Raw genomic sequence first — 15,465 nt, 5'->3', positions numbered from 1 at the left:
CGTGAAGAGGACGCGACCCAGCGACGCCTCGGCGGTGGCACCGCGAACGAGACGAACTCCGGCGAGCGCTCGTGGCGAGACGTCTGTCAGCAGATGATCCCCTTCTTGGCATCCGGTCCGTGGGCGATGGGATCCGGGCCGATCCAGCGCTCGTCGGCCGGTTCGCTCGCGGGCTGGTAGCGCGAGTCGGACGACATGCGCACCTCCTCGGACGTGTTGTCCAGGCTGCCATGCACCGTGGACATGCCGAACACGATGATGTCACCAGCCCGAAAGTCCGCGGTGAGCCACCGGCCACCCAGCCATTCCCGCAAGGCGGCGGGATCGTGCGACAGGGCACCGTCCCACTGCCCGGGGGCCTCACCTGTGTTCTCACAGTACGTGTCGACGTCGCGGTGGACGTAATCATCGGCGATCTCCGGCAGCCGGTGGCTGCCCTCCAGAATGATCAGGCCCCCGAGCTCGAAACTCGTGTCCGTCAGTGTCGTCCAGGTGGTCCGTAGCCGCGGCGTGCCACGGTTCATGAAAACCGCGTCCCCGTGTGGCGCCGTCCCCGGACCCGGGGGCACGACTCGCAGCCAGGTGTAGCTGAAGTGCGCCACCGGCTCACCGAAGAGCGCCTGGTGCAGCGCCATCGTCCGGCCCCGGTACAGCAATTCGGTCAGCGGGCCGCTCGTATGGGCGATGTCCGAGCGCACGCTGGGTTTACGCAGCGCATCGGTAGCTACCAGCCGGTCGGGCAGGGAGTCTGCGTCGAGCAATCCGTCGGCTGCGAACCGGGCGCCGACGTCCGCCCGCACGCCGCGCACGTCGTCGGGGTCGTGAAAGCCCGGCAGGTAGACATAGCCGTCGTCGTCGAGCCGACGCTGCAATTCGGCGACGTCGGCCTCCGGATCGGTACGGCGAAGCTCGCCGAGATGCGCGGCGTCCAGCGTCACCTCGCGGGCGTGGAGGGTTCCGGCCGACGCGACCGGCCGGCGCTCAGCGGTGTCGAGGGCACCCATCTGCGGCCTCCCATGGAGTCGTGATGCAGATTCTGGCTCGACCATACGGAGGCTGAAGCAAACTGCACATGGCAAATCTGGGCGGAGCTTGTGCATTCTGGCAGATTTGGAGGCTCGTGCACGGTAAGCCAGACGGCACCCCCGGCGGCTGATCCCGGCAGTCAGTGCCGACCTCACAGGTGTTCGTCGAAGAACGCCTCGGTGCGCTCGATGGAATCCTGCCACTGCGGCACGAATGCGTGCTGCTCTCCCTCGTAGACCTCGAATGTCACGTCCTTGCCCAGCTCGTCGAGCGCGTCGTGCGTGTCGTGCGCCCACTCGATGGGGCACGTGTCGTCGGCGGTGCCGTGGTGCATGAGCAGCGGTTCGGTGACCCGATCGAAGAACGTCACCGGGGACACGTTCCGCCAGAACTCCGGATCGTCCTCGGGTGCTCCATAGGCGTCGATGATCTCATCGGCCAGCTCGCTCGACTCGGGGTCGTTACGCGTCCAGCGGTCGAAGTTCTCGACGGCGTCCGAACTGACCGACGCGTAGATCACGGCCGCATTGACCAGTCCGGGCCGAACCACCAGCGTGTTCAGCGTGACACCGCCACCCATGGAGCGGCCGAGCAACCCGACACGCTCCCCGTCGAGATAGTCCAGCGACGATTCCCGGACGGCCAGCACGGCGTTAATCACATCCTCGGTGTATCCGAGCCGCAGCCGCACCTCGTTCTCCGGATCGTCGTCGGATCCCGCGTGGTTGCGGTAGTCCGTGTGAAGCACGACGTAGCCCTGCCGGGCAAGATAGTCCTGCTCGCGGGCCAGTCCACGGCCCGTGGTGTAGATCTCGGGGTCGATGTACCCGTGCGCCAGGACGAGCACCGGGAACGGCCCGGCACCCTCCGGAACGTTCATGATGCCGGAAACCGTCAGGTCCCCGCTGCGGTACGTAACCTCGTAGCGCGTGTACGCACCGGCGTCCTCCAGCACCTCGCCCACCTGCAGATCCCCGCCGTCGAACTCCTGCTCCATGAGCGCCGGCAGCGAGACCGGGTGTGGCTCTTCAGCCGTCGGGGTGGGCGTGGCGGTGCCGGTACCTGCGGGATCCGGTGTCGACGGCGGATCGGTCGGCGTGGCCTCGGCGCGATCCTCGGTGCCGGTGTCGGCCCCGGGCCGCTCCCCATCGGACCCGTCACCGTTCACGTCGTCGGCGGGGGACGAGCACCCCGGCACGAGCAGGCCGACACACAATGCGCTCGCGAGGGCACGCGTCCGGATCCGGTTCACGGCTCCATCCTGCACCCCTCTTCCGCTGATCATGAACAGTTAGCGTCCTATGTAGTCGCTAACTGTTCATGATCAGCGGAAGAGGAGGGCGAGTATCCCCCAGATGTCTCCCGAGGCCGGCGCCGGCCGGCGGTACCGCCATATGATCGATGGCGACGAGACAGGAGCAGGTATCCAACGACGGAACGTGATGTGATGACGCAGCGACAGTCCGACGATTCGGCCGACACGCCGATCGCCGTCACGGGCGCCACCGGCAGGCTCGGTGGCCGCGTGGCCCGGCTGCTGGCCGCCGCCGGCATGCCGCAAACCATGGTCGTCCGCGATCCCGCCCGTGCGCCACGCTTGCCCGGCGCCACCACCGCGCAGGCAACCTTCGGTGATCACAGCGCAGTACGGGCGGCGCTCGACGGCATCGATCGCGTGCTCATGGTGTCGGCGTCGGAGACCCTCGACCGGGTGGAACAGCACCGCACCTTCGTCGACGCGGCTGCCGAGGCCGGCGTACGGCACCTGGTCTACATCTCCTTCTTCGGCGCCGCGCCCGACGCCACCTTCACCCTGGCCCGTGACCATTGGGCCACCGAACAGCACATCCGGTCCAGTGGTATGAACTTCACCTTCCTCCGCGACAATCTGTACGCCGACTTCGCGCCCGCGCTGGTCGGCGACGACGACGTCATCCGCGGTCCTGCCGGGGACGGACGGGCATCCGTCGTCGCGCAAGACGACATTGCCGAGGCCGCCGTCACCGTGCTCACGCACGCTCCCGAGCACGCCGGCGTCACCTACGACCTGACTGGCCCGCAGTCGCTCACCTTCGAGGAGATCGCCACGATCCTGTCCGAGGCCACCGGGCGTGCCATCACGTACCACCCCGAGTCGGTGCCCGAGGCGTACCGGTCGCGCGCCTCCTACGGCGCGCCGGACTGGCAGCTCGACGCCTGGGTGTCGACCTACACGGCGGTGGCGAACGGCGAGCTCGACGGTGTGACGGAGGACGTCCCCCGTCTGACCGGCCATCCCGCCACCGCACTCCGCACCCTCCTCTTCCGCTGATCATGAACAGTAAGCGACCTATGTAGTCGCTAACTGTTCATGATCATGGTGGTCAGGTAAGGAGGGTCAACACGTGAACGTACGGACGTAGTCACCGGTACGTTTCTCGACGTATACCCGAAGCCGCTTCGTGCGGGATTACCGAGACTCGCCATACGACGACACTCTAGGTGTGTTCGGAGAACTCCGGAGGTCGTGGACAGAGGCGCGTCCGGTCGACCGCATCGCCTACCGAATCGGCGCCGCTCTCATCGTCTCGGGCGCCTTCCATTTCGGTGTCTGGGTCATCAGTGGTGACGCGTGGGATGGTCCGGTGTCGTGGCGCAAGGCCACGACGTTCGGCCTGTCGTTCGGGCTGACACTGATCACCGTCGTGTGGGTGTCGTCGTTCTTGTGCCTGTCATCCAGGGAACGCAAGGTCCTGATCGGGACCTTCGCTGCCGTCTGCACGCTCGAGACCGCCTTGGTCACCATGCAGGTGTGGCGGGGTACGCCGTCGCATTTCAACCAGGAGACGACATTCGACACGGCGGTTTCGCGCGCGCTCGCCGCAGGCGGGGCCGTGATCGTCATCGTCATCGCGACGTTGACCGTGATGTCGTTCCGCGCGAATCCCACCGTGGAGCGCCGTATGCGACTTGCCCTGCGCATGGGGTTCATTGCGCTGGACCTGTCCCTGTTGATCGGGGCCGCCATGATCGTGGAGGGCGTCACCCAGGTCTACGCCGGGAATCAGCACGAGGCATACGAGGTGGCCGGTTTCCTGAAACCCGGACACGCCGCGACCATGCACGGCATCTTGATCTTGCCAGCGCTTGCTTGGCTGACGTCATTCACCGGCTGGCCCGAGAGCCGTCGTGATGCGTTCGTCCACATCGGCGTGGCCGGGTATGCGCTGTTCGCGGTCGCGATAATCATCGACTCGTTCAGCGGCCTCGGGGCGATCGCGTATGTGGTGGCCGGACTGGGTGGATTGCTGCTGCTTGGCGCAGGCGTCCTGACCATCGCCGCCGTGATCAGAGCCTCGTCGGTGGCGCGCGCTGGAGGGCTCACGAATCGATCATGACCCGTGATGACCACACGGGGTGCTTCGGAACGACCAGCAGTGCAAACATCAGAAAAGCAGAACAGGAGAGACGACATGCGTGCATACAACTCCCCATAGCTCGTCACGACGATCGCGGGTTTGATAGGTGGCGCGGCCGGAATCGGCATCCTCTGGGCCTCGGGAGTCGAGTTTCCGATGATTCCGCCACCAGGGATGGTGATTCTCTTGACCGTTGCGGCCGTCGTGGCGTTCGCTCCGTGGCGTTGGACGCCGGGCCTGGGAGCGTTCGCGGGGTTGTTCGTGACAGTGGGGTTCCTGATCAGCCCGGACGGGATACCCAACTTCCAGGGCGACAACGGAACCGGGGCGCAGATCGGCACCTGGATCCAGATGGCTGGCGTCGTCACCGCGTTGGTCGCAGGAATCATTGCCACTCGGGAGAACTACACCCAGCCGTCCCCGTCCCATGATCATGAATAGTTCGCGGCCTATATAGTCGCTAACTGTTCATGATCAGCGGAAGAAACGTGCGGAGGGGCGCGGAGGGGCACGGACGGACGTGGCCGGATTATCGAACCGATTCGACCTCGGTCGGGGTAACGAAGCGCCTCCCCGACCACGCGACGGCTGACCCGAAACGAGCTGGACACCGCCCTCGAAAGGCCCCGCCGCACGTCACGAATCCACGGTGTACCTCTTGACCTGCCTGATGTTAGCGCTCACAATGGTTCGCCATACACATGCGGCTGTACGTGCCGGACACACAATCCCACAAGGAACGGTCCGCCCACGTTGCTCGCATGTCGAACCGGTTCGACTAGCACGACTCGCACGCCGTCACGCGGATGCGAGACCGGAGCAAGCGACACGTCAGGAGCAGCAAGGATGTTCCCATCGAGATCACGACGATTCCGCCGCACGGGATCGGCGCCGGCGTTGCTCGCGGGCACGCTGACCGCTGGCCTGCTGCTCGGCGGTGCTGTGACGCCAGCGGCGACGGTGGATCTCCCCTCCCCCTCCGTTCACTACGAATTCGACTCCGACGATCTGACGGACGGCACCATCACGGACACGTCCGGCCACGAGCGGCACGGAACGCTTGTCAACGCATCGACGGCATCGCTCGTCGACGGTGCCAGCGGCGGACAGGCGCTGAGCCTCCCCGGCGGCGCACCCGACTCCGACGGCGCCTACGTCGAGCTTCCCCGTGACGTGCTGGACGGCGCCACCGATCTCACGGTCTCGGCCCGGATCAGGTGGGATGGCGAACGCGCACCGTGGCAGTGGATCTACGCCCTGGGCACGGACACGAACCGGTACCTGTTCAGCACGCCACACAACGACTCGGAGCGGCTGCGCACGGCCATCACGGAATCGGGTGCCGGCGCGGAGTCCCAGATCACGGGTTCGGCGGCAATGCCAGCCGAGCAGTGGACGACCCTCACGGTCACGCTCGACACCGATGCGGGGACGATCACCACCTATCTCGACGGCGCCGCCATCGGGTCCGCCCCGACGTCGGTGACCGCGCCCGATCTTCTCGACACCTCCACGGACATCGCGGGCTACATCGGCAGCTCGTTCTACCCGGACCCGTTGTTCGGCGGTGCCGTCGACGACTTCCGGATCTACCCGTCGACGCTCTCGGACGGCCAGGTGGCGGACATCGTCGATGGCGAGATCCCGACTCCGACGGGCGTGACTCAAGACAGCTTCGAGCTACGCACCGCGGTCGGCGACACGCCGGATCTCCCCGATTCCGTCCCGGCCACCTACTCCGACGGCTACGACCGCCCGCTGCCCGTCGAGTGGGACGAGATCGACCCCGACGAGTACGCCAGCACGGGCACCTTCACGGTGTCGGGCACGGCCGGCGAGTGGGCCGTCACCGCGACCGTCACCGTCATCAGGGAAGGGCACATCTCCATCGACCTGGGCACCGACACCGGTGACTTTCACGGCGGCGCCTCCGGTGCCCTGTACGGCCTCTACGGCGAGGGGGTGCCGAGCAGCAACGTCATCGAGGGCATGAACCTGCGCACGGTTGCCACCAAGGGACAGGACGGTGCCCAGCATCCCGGCTCGGATGCCCTGGAAGTCGTCGAGCCGCTGGCCGACGCGACGGACGGCGACATCTACGTGCGCACGACGGACTTCTACCGGGGCTTTCCCTACCAGTGGCCGGGTGACACCCCGGAGGAGAAACTCTCGGGCTACATGGACGTGATGGAACGGCAGCTGGACCAGATCCAGGAGCTCGACCCCGAGTACCGGGACAACATCGTGATCGAGCCGTTCAACGAGCCCGAAGGCAACATGTTCGGCACCGGCGAGTGGAGCTACGACGGCACGAGCTGGCTGGACGATCCCACCGACTACTTCCGCGCCTGGGACGACGCCTACGCGCTGATCCGGGAGAAGCTGCCGGACGTGCGCATCTCGGGTCCGAACACGAGCATCCTGTACGAGCAGGTCTACGGCTTCATGGAGCACGCGGTGGAGGCCGGCACGGTGCCGGACATCATCACCTGGCACGAGCTCAGCCACCCCGAGCAGGTACGCGATTCCGTCGAGACGTACCGCCAGTGGGAACGGGAAATCTTCGCGGGGACCGGGTACGAGGGCACCGAGCTGCCGATCAACGTCAACGAGTACGCCTTCAACTACCACACGTCGGTTCCCGGGCAGATGATCCAGTGGATCTCGGCGATCGAGGAGTCGAAGATCGACGCGATGATCGCCTTCTGGAACATCAACGGCAACATCTCCGATTCCGCTGTCGAGGCGAACCGGGGCAACGGCCAGTGGTGGCTCTACAACGCCTACGGTTCCATGACCGGGCACACCGTCGAGGTCTCCCCGCCATTCCCCGGTGAGAACTACACACTCCAGGGTGTCGCGACACTCGATGAGGACATGGCCCGCTCCACGGCAATCGTCGGGGGTACGGACGGGCCGGCGTTCGTCGAATTCGACAACGTTCCCGAGGACGTGTTCGGTGACCGCGTGCGCGCCTGGATCCGGGAGATCCCGTGGACCGGGCAGATCGGCGACTCGGCCGCCCCGGAGCTCATCACCGAGGAGGTCGTCGATGTCGAGGACGGGACGGTGGCCTTCGACTTCGGGGGCGCGCTGCCGCAGCTGCAGGAGTCGTCCGCGTACGAGATCGTGCTGACCCCGGCCGGTAACGCCGAGCCGTCGGCCGAGGCTCCCACCCGGTGGAAGGGCTCCTTCGAGGCCGAGGATGCGGAGTACACCGGAAGCGGCTACAGCGTGAACGGCCCCGAGGGCTCTCCCGACGACGTTTCGAAGTACTACACGTCCGGCGGCTACAACGTCGGCGGGCTGCGCACCGGCTCGGATGGCGTGCTCGACTTCACGGTGGAGGCTCCCGAGGACGGCACCTACGATCTGCGCGTCTTCGCCAACTCGCTGAACACCTACGACCTCGTGCAGGAGCAAGGACCGACAAACGTGTTCCTGCGGGTGAACGGCGAGGCCGAGCAGGAGATGTTCCTGCCGCTCGGCTACAACTGGGTGGTCTGGGACTACACGGAGACCACGGTCGAGCTGGCCGAGGGTGAGAACACCATCTCGCTGGCGGCGGAGAGTCTCGACGGCTCCGGCGCGACGCGGGGTAATGCCATCATCGACCGGATCACGCTGGCCTTGCCGAATCCCGGGGCCGACGTCGCGGTCCACGAGGCCGAGCTGGCCGACCTGGACGGTGCCCAGCCCGTGTACGACACGTCCCGCTGGCGCGGAAGCGAGATCTCGGGCTCCGGCGCCGTGCAGATGTCCCGGGGTGAGAGCGCGACATTCTGGGTCTACTCCGCTGCCGACGCCGAGTCGACGATCCGGGTCCGGACCGCCGGTGGCGGCAACGGCACGCTGACGGTCAATGGTGAGAACGTGATGCGCGTCAACTCGGGCTCCGCTGAAGCGGCGGTCTCGCTCTCCGGCGGCATCAACCAGGTGACCGTCACCGGGGCTTCCCGGCGTCTACTGCTCGACCGGATCGATGTGGAGGAAACATCCGGCACGCTGGCGACCACCACCTATGACGCCAGCGACGCCGAGACCGCTGGATCTGCCGAGGTCACCACGCTCTCCCTGGCTCGCGACGAGACCGCCGTGACCGGAATCGGCGGGGAGCCGGGGAACTCGAACACCGCGACGTTCGAGGTGGAAGCGGAGCGCGACGGCATCCATGCCATGCGGGTTCGCTATTCGAACCCGGAGCAGTCCGAGGCCTCGCATTACAACCCGAACCCGATGGCCCGCCGCGCGGACATCTCGGTCAACGGGTCCGAGGCCACGGAGATGCTCGTGCCGGGCACCTTCCACGAGAACAACTTCTGGGAACGCACGATCCCCCTCGAACTGGAGGAAGGCACGAACACGATCACCTTCTCCTCCGAGGAGAAGCCCAACTTCGACGGGGAGTCCTACAGCTCGGACCTGTGGCCGGGCATCTTGCTGCGCTCGCAGTACGCGCCCGTGATCGACGAGATCACGATCGCCGAGTTCGCCCGGCCCCTCCCCGGACCGGGCTGAGGGAATCGCACTGCCCGAGGAGTGCCGGAGGGTTCGCTGATCGGATCGCGAGCCCTCCGGCCTTCAGGGCCGATCGCTTCGTTCGAGTCGCCATGGCCATCGCATCACCAGGAGGAAGAGTGGTCACCATCGGAGACGTCGCCCGCGCGGCGGGAGTCTCGCGCAGCACCGCGTCCTACGCGCTGTCGGGCAAGCGCACGATCTCGCCCGAGGTCCGGCAGCGCGTCAACGATGCGGTGCGCCAGCTGGGCTACACCCCGAACGCGGGCGCCCGCGCCCTGGCGACGTCGCAGACGATGGTCATCGGCCTCCTGGCACAGTTCCTGGAGGACGAGTTCGCCCCGGCGATGCTGCAATACATGCAGGGTGTCTCCGACACCGCCCGGGAACTCGGCTACGACATCTTGCTGGTCACCGAGGCCGACGGCGCCCGCGCGCTCCGGCGCATCTCCGACTCCCGGATGGTGGACGGCGTCGTCCTGCTCAACGTGGCACAGGACGATGTCCGGTTGCCCATCCTGCGAGCGGCGCCGCAGCCGGGCGCCCTCGTCGGGCTGCCGGGTGACTGCTCCGGCCTGGACGTCTTCGATCTCGACTTCGAAGAGGCCGGCCGGATGATGGTCGAGCACATGTACCGCCTGGGCCACCGCGAGCTGATCCTGGTCTCGCAACCCGAACACGTCGTCGAGCGCGGCGGCGCGTACGTGTGGCGGCTGCAAGACGCGGCGCTCGAGCAGGCCCGGCTGCGCGGTATCCGGCTGCACGCGGTGTTCGGCGAGTCGCGGCAGCCCGCTATCGGGCAGACGCTTCACAACTTGCTCGACACCCACCCGTCGGCCACCGGTCTCCTGCTCAACAACGAGGCCGCCGCCGCGGCGCTGCCCACGGTCATGCATGCGCGTGGTCTGGCCGCTCCCGCCGATCTGTCCGTGATCGGTCGCTACTCCGACGAGTTCGCCCGCATCTTCTCGCTGCCGTTCTCGTCCATCGAGAGTGCCCCGGATCGGCTCGGCCGCATGGCCGTGCGCCAGCTCGTCCGCCGGATCGAGTCACCCGAGCACCGCACCGAACCACATGTCGTCAGATACGTCTCCCCCGAGCTCATCGATCGCGGAAGTACCGGGGAGCCGCGCTGACGGGTCGTGGTCGATAGCCACCCATCCGCGCTCCCCACCTGCACAAACGTCAGCACATACCTCGGTCAAGGAGGAGAAACCATGAATCGCGCACCGAAGCCCCGGCACGTGCTCGGCGCGGCCGGAACCACCGCGCTGTGCCTCGTCGCCATCTCGGCTTGCACGTCGACAGACGACAACAGCGGCGACGGCGACACGGCGTCGAGCGACACCTACACGTGGTGGGATCCGTATCCCCAGCACGAGGAGTCGTCCGAGTGGGAGCAGCGGGTCGACGCGTGTGGTGACGAGGCCGGGGTCACCATCGACCGCACCGCCTACGACACCACCGCCTTGACGAACCAGGCGTTGCTCGCCGCCCAGGAAGGCACCGCGCCGGACATCATCCTGCTGGACAACCCGGCCGTGTCCACCCTCGCGGAGACCGGCATGTTGACCACGATGGAGGAGTTCGGCTTCGACACCTCGGACATCGACGAGAACCTCCTCGCCGCGGGCGTCGTCGGCGGCCAGGCCTACGGCATTCCCATCGGGGCGAACACGCTCGCGCTGTACTACAACCAGGACATCCTCGACGACGCCGGTGTGGATCCGGCATCGGTCACCGACTGGGAGTCCCTCACGGCCGCACTGGAGCAGGTGGTCGACGCGGGCCACCAGGGCATCACGTTCGCCGGTATCGGGACCGAGGAGGGCTCGTTCCAGTTCCTGCCGTGGTTCTGGGGAGCCGGAGCGGACCTGCGCGAGCTCGACTCGGCCGAAGCAGTTGACGCCCTCGAACTGTGGACGGGCTGGCTGGACGACGGATACGCGCCCAACTCGGTGATCACCAACTCGCAGAACACCGTGTGGGAAGAGTTCCTCACCGGGGACTTCGCCTTCGCCGAGAACGGCACGTGGCAGGTCAACAGCGCGGCCGAGGAGGCGGACTTTCCCACCGGGGTCATCCAGCTGCCCGCGCGCGACGGCGGTGTGGCCCAGACACCAACGGGCGGCGAGTTCATCACCGCTCCCGTGCAGGACGACCCCGCACGCTACGAGGTGACCGCGCAGATCGTCGAGTGTATGACCACGCCCGAGGGCATGGTGGAGACGGCGACCACGTTCGCCTATTACATCCCGCCGACGGCCGAAGGCCAGGACGCGCTGCTCGACGAGAACGCCGAGCTCGAACCCTGGGTGGAAGCGGTGCGCAACGCCAAGGGCCGGACCAGTGACGATCTCGGCACCGACTACCCGCTGATCTCCGAAGCGCTCTGGACGGCCGTGCAGAACGCCCTCAGCGGCTCGATGAGCGCGCAGGAGGCACTGGAGCAAGCCCAGGCAGACGCCGAGGCCGAGACCGGCTGAGCCACGCACGCCGGTCACCCAACCGAGAACCGATCAGGAAGCACGCCATGAATTCCGTCCCGAACACGTTCCGGGAACCGGGCCGTGCCGGCCGGGTGGGGCCGCGCGTCACACCCTCGCCCGGCCCCACCCGGGAGCGGCATCCACGTGAGCGGCGCAGGCGTATCCAGTCGACGACGGTGGCGGCGTTCGTGTTCGCCGCACCACTGATCGCCTATCTGGTCGTCTTCTACGCGTACCCGCTGTACCGGAATGTCGAGCTCAGCCTGCACGACTACACGCCCCGAGCTTTCGTCCAGGGCAACCCCGACTTCGTCGGGATGGCCAACTTCGTCGACGTCCTCTCGTCGAACACGTTCGGACCGGCGGTGCGCAATACCATCCTGTTCACGCTGATCTCGATCGTGGCGCAGTTCGCCATCGGGCTCGCGCTGGCCGTTTTCTTCCGCACCCACTTCCGCCTGTCCGGGCTGCTGCGGGCGCTGTTCCTGATTCCCTGGCTGCTCCCGCTGATCGTTTCGGCGTCCACCTGGTCGTGGATGCTGAACAGCGAGAACGGCATCATCAACGCGTTCCTGGGCGCCTTCGGCATCGGGCAGATCAACTGGTTGACGTCGCCGGAGTGGGCGCTGGTCTCGGTGATCATCGCGAACATCTGGCTCGGCATCCCGTTCAACCTGGTCATCTTGTACTCAGGGCTGCAGACCATCTCCGACGACATGTACGAAGCCGCCGCCCTCGACGGGGCCAACGCCTGGCAGAAGTTCCGGCGCATCACGTTCCCGCTGCTGCGGCCGGTCTCGACGATCACACTGCTCCTCGGCCTCGTCTACACGCTCAAGGTCGTGGACGTCATCTGGATCATGACGACCGGTGGACCCGGAAACGCGTCGACGACGCTGGCAATCTGGTCCTACCGGCGTGCCTTCGGCACCGGCCAGCCGGACTTCTCCGAAGCCGCCGCCGTCGGAAACCTGCTGATCATCATGGCCCTGGTGGGCGGCTTCGTCTATCTGTACCTCCAGCGTCGACAGGAGAACGCATGACCGCGCGCCGCACCAGGTGGAAGACAGCGCTGGGACTCGTCTTCACGGCGCTGATGCTCTTCCCCGTCTACTGGATGTTCAACGTCTCGCTGACCAGGACCGGCGACATGCGTGCCGATCCGCCGCACGTGTTCCCGTGGGATCCCACGTTCGAGGGGTACGCCGACGTGTTCCGCCAGCAGCTTCCCAACCTGGCCACGAGCCTGCTGCTGGGCCTGGGCTGTGTGCTGCTCACACTGGTGATCTCGGCACCGGCCGGTTACGCGCTGTCCAAGCTGCGCATGCCGGGGCGCGGTGGCATGAGCTTCCTGCTCCTCATCGCGCAGATGATTCCCAGCGTGGTCATGGCCATGGGCTTCTACGCGATCTACATCCGGCTTGGCTGGCTCGACACGCTCTGGGGACTGATCATCGCGAATTCGACGATCGCCGTCCCGTTCGGCGTGCTGATCTTCCGGGCATTCATGTCCGGCATACCCCAGGAGTTCATCCACGCCGCCAAGGTCGACGGCGCCAGCACCTGGCGGACGTTTCGTTCCGTGGTGTTGCCGGTGAGCCGGAACTCCATCGTGACGGTTTCGCTGTTCGCCTTCCTGTGGGCGTGGTCGGACTTCATCTTCGCCTCCACGCTCGATCGCAACGGCGACCTGATCCCGATCACGCTCGGCATCTACGCCTACATCGGCAACAACACGACGCAATGGAACTCCATCATGGCGACCGCCGTCGTCGCGTCGATCCCTGCCGCCATCCTGCTCATCATCGCGCAGCGCTACGTGGCCAGCGGTGTCACCGCCGGGGCCGTGAAAGACTGACAGACCAAGGAGTACACCGTGACAGTCGACCAGACCGCGACCGCCACCGACCCGTCGGGCGGGCGCCCGGTCGTCCCTACCCGCAGCAGCCACCGTCCGCTGGGCTCGGGTGAGATCGCATTCGTGGCCGGATTCTGGGCGCATCTGCAGTCCACGAATGCGGCCGCGACGCTGGAGCATTGCGAGCAGTGGATGGAACGGCTCGGCTGGCTGGCCAACCTCGACCATGCCGCCGACGGCACGACCGGCATCGAGCGGCCCGGATGGTCATTCTCGGACTCCGAGGTCTACAAGCTCATCGAGGCGATGTCGTGGGAGTTCGGCCGCTCCGGCGACCCCGCCATCGACGCCGCGATCCGGCGGCTGACCGCACGGGTCGGCCGGGCCCAGGACTCCGACGGGTATCTGAACACCTACTACGGGCACCCGCAGCGGCCGCCCCGCTACAGCGACCTGGAAACGGGCCACGAGCTGTACTGTGCGGGGCACTTGCTGCAGGCCGCCGTCGCGCGGCTGCGCACCGCCGGCCCGGACGAGCTGGTGGAGATCGCGCGTCGGGCCGCCGATCACGTCTGCGACATGTTCGGCCCGGACGGGCTCCAGGGCATCGGCGGCCACCCGGAGATCGAGCTCGGTCTCGTGGAGTTCGGCCGCGCCGTTGACGAGTCCCGCTACGTCGAACAGGCCCGGCTGTTCCTCGACCGCCGCGGGCACGGGCGGCTCGGCGAGATCCCGTTCGGACCGGCGTACTTCCAGGACGACGTGCCGATCCGCGACGCCGCGACGTGGCGCGGGCACGCGGTGCGCGCGCTGTACCTGTCCGCCGCTGCCGTGGACGTCGCGACCGAGTACGACGACGTGGACTTGCTGGCTGCCGTCCAGCGGCAGTGGACCGCCTCGGTGGCCCGGCGTACGTACATCACTGGCGGCATGGGTTCCCGCCATCAGGACGAGAGTTTCGGCGAGGACTGGGAGCTGCCTGCCGATCGGGCGTACTGCGAGACCTGCGCCGGCGTGGCGTCGATCATGGTGTCGTGGCGGCTGTATCTGGCAACGGGAGACGTGCGCTACGCCGATCTCATCGAACGCACGTCGTTCAACATCGTGGCCACCTCCCCGCGCTCCGACGGTCGCGCGTTCTTCTACGCGAACCCGCTGCACCAGCGCGTGGCCGGGAACGCGCCCGACGAGGACACGGTGTCGCCCCGCGCCGCGAGCAGCACCCGCGCGCCCTGGTTCGACGTGTCGTGCTGCCCGACGAACGTCGCGCGCACGCTGGCCTCCTGGCACACCTACGCCGCCAGCGTCGGCGAACGTGAGCTGACGCTGCTCCAATACGGCAGCGCACGGGTCGAGACGACGTTGGGTGATGGTCGCGCCATCGGCGTGACGGTCGACACCACGTATCCCCGGGGCGGCACCGTGACCGTCTCCCTGGACGATCCGCCTGCCGGCGCGCTGGCACTGCGGCTGCGCGTTCCATCCTGGGCCGATGGAGCCGTTCTCGACGAGGGTGGCCGGCGCCGCGCGGTGGAGCCGGGCCTGGCCGTCGTCGATCGGGAGTTCACGCCGGGCGAGGAGATCCGGCTGCACCTTCCCATGTCCCCCCGCTTCACCTGGCCGGATCCCCGGATCGACGCGGTACGCGGGTGCGTGGCCGTGGAGCGCGGACCGCTGGTGTACTGCCTGGAGTCCATCGACCTGCCGGACGGCGTGGAGCTGGACGGGATCGCCGTCGATCCGGCGAGCCAGCCGGTCCTGCGCGATCACGATCGGGTCGAGGTCCAGGGGCGCGTACTGGCGTCCGGCAGCGGAGACGCGAACGGCGATGCACCGTGGCCGTATCAGGCGTTGGCCGGCTCACCGGATGGTGCGAGCGCGATCCCCCTCCTGCTGCACCCCTATCACCAGTGGGCCGAGCGCGGACCCACGGCGATGCGCGTGTGGCTCCCGACGCCCCAGCCAACCACGCCCCGCTGATCATGAACAGTTCGCGACCACATAGGTCGCGAACTGTTCATGATCAGCGGATGATTTAGGCGAACCGCAAGACTAGTTAGATGCGTCTAAATCTGTTACGTTCTTTGTCACTCAGGCAGTCATGGCAGCCTTAGCCCGCTTCGAGCGCGGCATGAAAACCAAAAAACGACGTCCGGTCAGATCGAGAGGATGCCGG

11 protein-coding genes are annotated in these 15,465 nt (G+C 67.1%); 9 read left to right on the top strand and 2 right to left on the bottom strand.

Annotation, left to right across the window (positions count from 1 at the left end):
• Nucleotides 1–86 precede the first annotated feature (86 nt).
• Both DPM12_RS08455 and DPM12_RS08450 read right to left on the bottom strand, forming a co-directional pair.
• Nucleotides 87–1,004 (bottom strand): phytanoyl-CoA dioxygenase family protein, encoded by a 918-nt coding sequence (locus DPM12_RS08455; RefSeq protein WP_112257866.1) that lies wholly within the window; start codon nucleotides 1,002–1,004, stop codon nucleotides 87–89.
• A gap of 173 nt (nucleotides 1,005–1,177) precedes the next feature.
• The gene (locus DPM12_RS08450; RefSeq protein ID WP_211658671.1) at nucleotides 1,178–2,278 is read right to left on the bottom strand and encodes an alpha/beta hydrolase family protein; all 1,101 of its coding nucleotides are present in this window, start codon (nucleotides 2,276–2,278) and stop codon (nucleotides 1,178–1,180) included.
• Nucleotides 2,279–2,473: 195 nt separating this feature from the next.
• Here DPM12_RS08450 and DPM12_RS08445 point away from each other — a divergent pair, with 195 nt between their 5' ends.
• From DPM12_RS08445 to DPM12_RS08405, 9 genes are all read left to right on the top strand, one after another.
• Nucleotides 2,474–3,337: an SDR family oxidoreductase gene (locus tag DPM12_RS08445; protein ID WP_112257865.1), complete on the top strand. Its 864-nt coding sequence runs from the start codon at nucleotides 2,474–2,476 to the stop codon at nucleotides 3,335–3,337.
• Between the two features lie 172 nt (nucleotides 3,338–3,509).
• The gene (locus DPM12_RS08440; RefSeq protein ID WP_112257864.1) at nucleotides 3,510–4,403 is read left to right on the top strand and encodes a hypothetical protein; all 894 of its coding nucleotides are present in this window, start codon (nucleotides 3,510–3,512) and stop codon (nucleotides 4,401–4,403) included.
• Nucleotides 4,404–4,610: 207 nt separating this feature from the next.
• The gene (locus DPM12_RS08435) at nucleotides 4,611–4,865 is read left to right on the top strand and encodes a hypothetical protein (protein WP_123788509.1); all 255 of its coding nucleotides are present in this window, start codon (nucleotides 4,611–4,613) and stop codon (nucleotides 4,863–4,865) included.
• A gap of 405 nt (nucleotides 4,866–5,270) precedes the next feature.
• The gene (locus tag DPM12_RS08430) at nucleotides 5,271–8,942 is read left to right on the top strand and encodes a LamG-like jellyroll fold domain-containing protein (RefSeq protein WP_112257862.1); all 3,672 of its coding nucleotides are present in this window, start codon (nucleotides 5,271–5,273) and stop codon (nucleotides 8,940–8,942) included.
• 119 nt (nucleotides 8,943–9,061) lie between these two features.
• Nucleotides 9,062–10,078 (top strand): LacI family DNA-binding transcriptional regulator, encoded by a 1,017-nt coding sequence (locus DPM12_RS08425; protein WP_112257861.1) that lies wholly within the window; start codon nucleotides 9,062–9,064, stop codon nucleotides 10,076–10,078.
• Nucleotides 10,079–10,159: 81 nt separating this feature from the next.
• Complete coding sequence (locus tag DPM12_RS08420) at nucleotides 10,160–11,428, top strand: sugar ABC transporter substrate-binding protein (RefSeq protein ID WP_112257860.1); 1,269 nt, start codon at nucleotides 10,160–10,162, stop codon at nucleotides 11,426–11,428.
• 47 nt (nucleotides 11,429–11,475) lie between these two features.
• Nucleotides 11,476–12,474: a carbohydrate ABC transporter permease gene (locus DPM12_RS08415; RefSeq protein ID WP_112257859.1), complete on the top strand. Its 999-nt coding sequence runs from the start codon at nucleotides 11,476–11,478 to the stop codon at nucleotides 12,472–12,474.
• On the top strand, nucleotides 12,471–13,289 hold the full coding sequence (locus DPM12_RS08410; RefSeq protein WP_112257858.1) for a carbohydrate ABC transporter permease: 819 nt from the start codon (nucleotides 12,471–12,473) through the stop codon (nucleotides 13,287–13,289). The genes DPM12_RS08415 and DPM12_RS08410 overlap by 4 nt, the downstream gene beginning before the upstream one ends.
• Before the next feature lie 18 nt (nucleotides 13,290–13,307).
• Entirely contained in the window at nucleotides 13,308–15,269 is a 1,962-nt protein-coding gene (locus DPM12_RS08405) for a glycoside hydrolase family 127 protein (protein ID WP_112257857.1), read from the top strand.
• Nucleotides 15,270–15,465: the final 196 nt, after the last annotated feature.

Source organism: Phytoactinopolyspora halophila (genome assembly GCF_003287285.1).
In the GTDB taxonomy this organism is placed as follows: Bacteria; Actinomycetota; Actinomycetes; order Jiangellales; family Jiangellaceae; genus Phytoactinopolyspora_A; species Phytoactinopolyspora_A halophila.
The sequence above is the reverse complement of the archived record's forward strand: the minus strand, read 5'-3'. Positions and strand labels throughout refer to the sequence as shown.

What these genes read in the sequence shown, in the direction of transcription:
- DPM12_RS08430 (WP_112257862.1), top strand. Translation starts at nt 5,271, where the DNA reads ATGTTCCCATCGAGATCACGACGATTCCGCCGCACGGGATCGGCGCCG.
- DPM12_RS08415 (WP_112257859.1), top strand. Translation starts at nt 11,476, where the DNA reads ATGAATTCCGTCCCGAACACGTTCCGGGAACCGGGCCGTGCCGGCCGG.
- DPM12_RS08455 (WP_112257866.1), bottom strand. Translation starts at nt 1,004, where the DNA reads ATGGGTGCCCTCGACACCGCTGAGCGCCGGCCGGTCGCGTCGGCCGGA.
- DPM12_RS08420 (WP_112257860.1), top strand. Translation starts at nt 10,160, where the DNA reads ATGAATCGCGCACCGAAGCCCCGGCACGTGCTCGGCGCGGCCGGAACC.
- DPM12_RS08445 (WP_112257865.1), top strand. Translation starts at nt 2,474, where the DNA reads ATGACGCAGCGACAGTCCGACGATTCGGCCGACACGCCGATCGCCGTC.
- DPM12_RS08410 (WP_112257858.1), top strand. Translation starts at nt 12,471, where the DNA reads ATGACCGCGCGCCGCACCAGGTGGAAGACAGCGCTGGGACTCGTCTTC.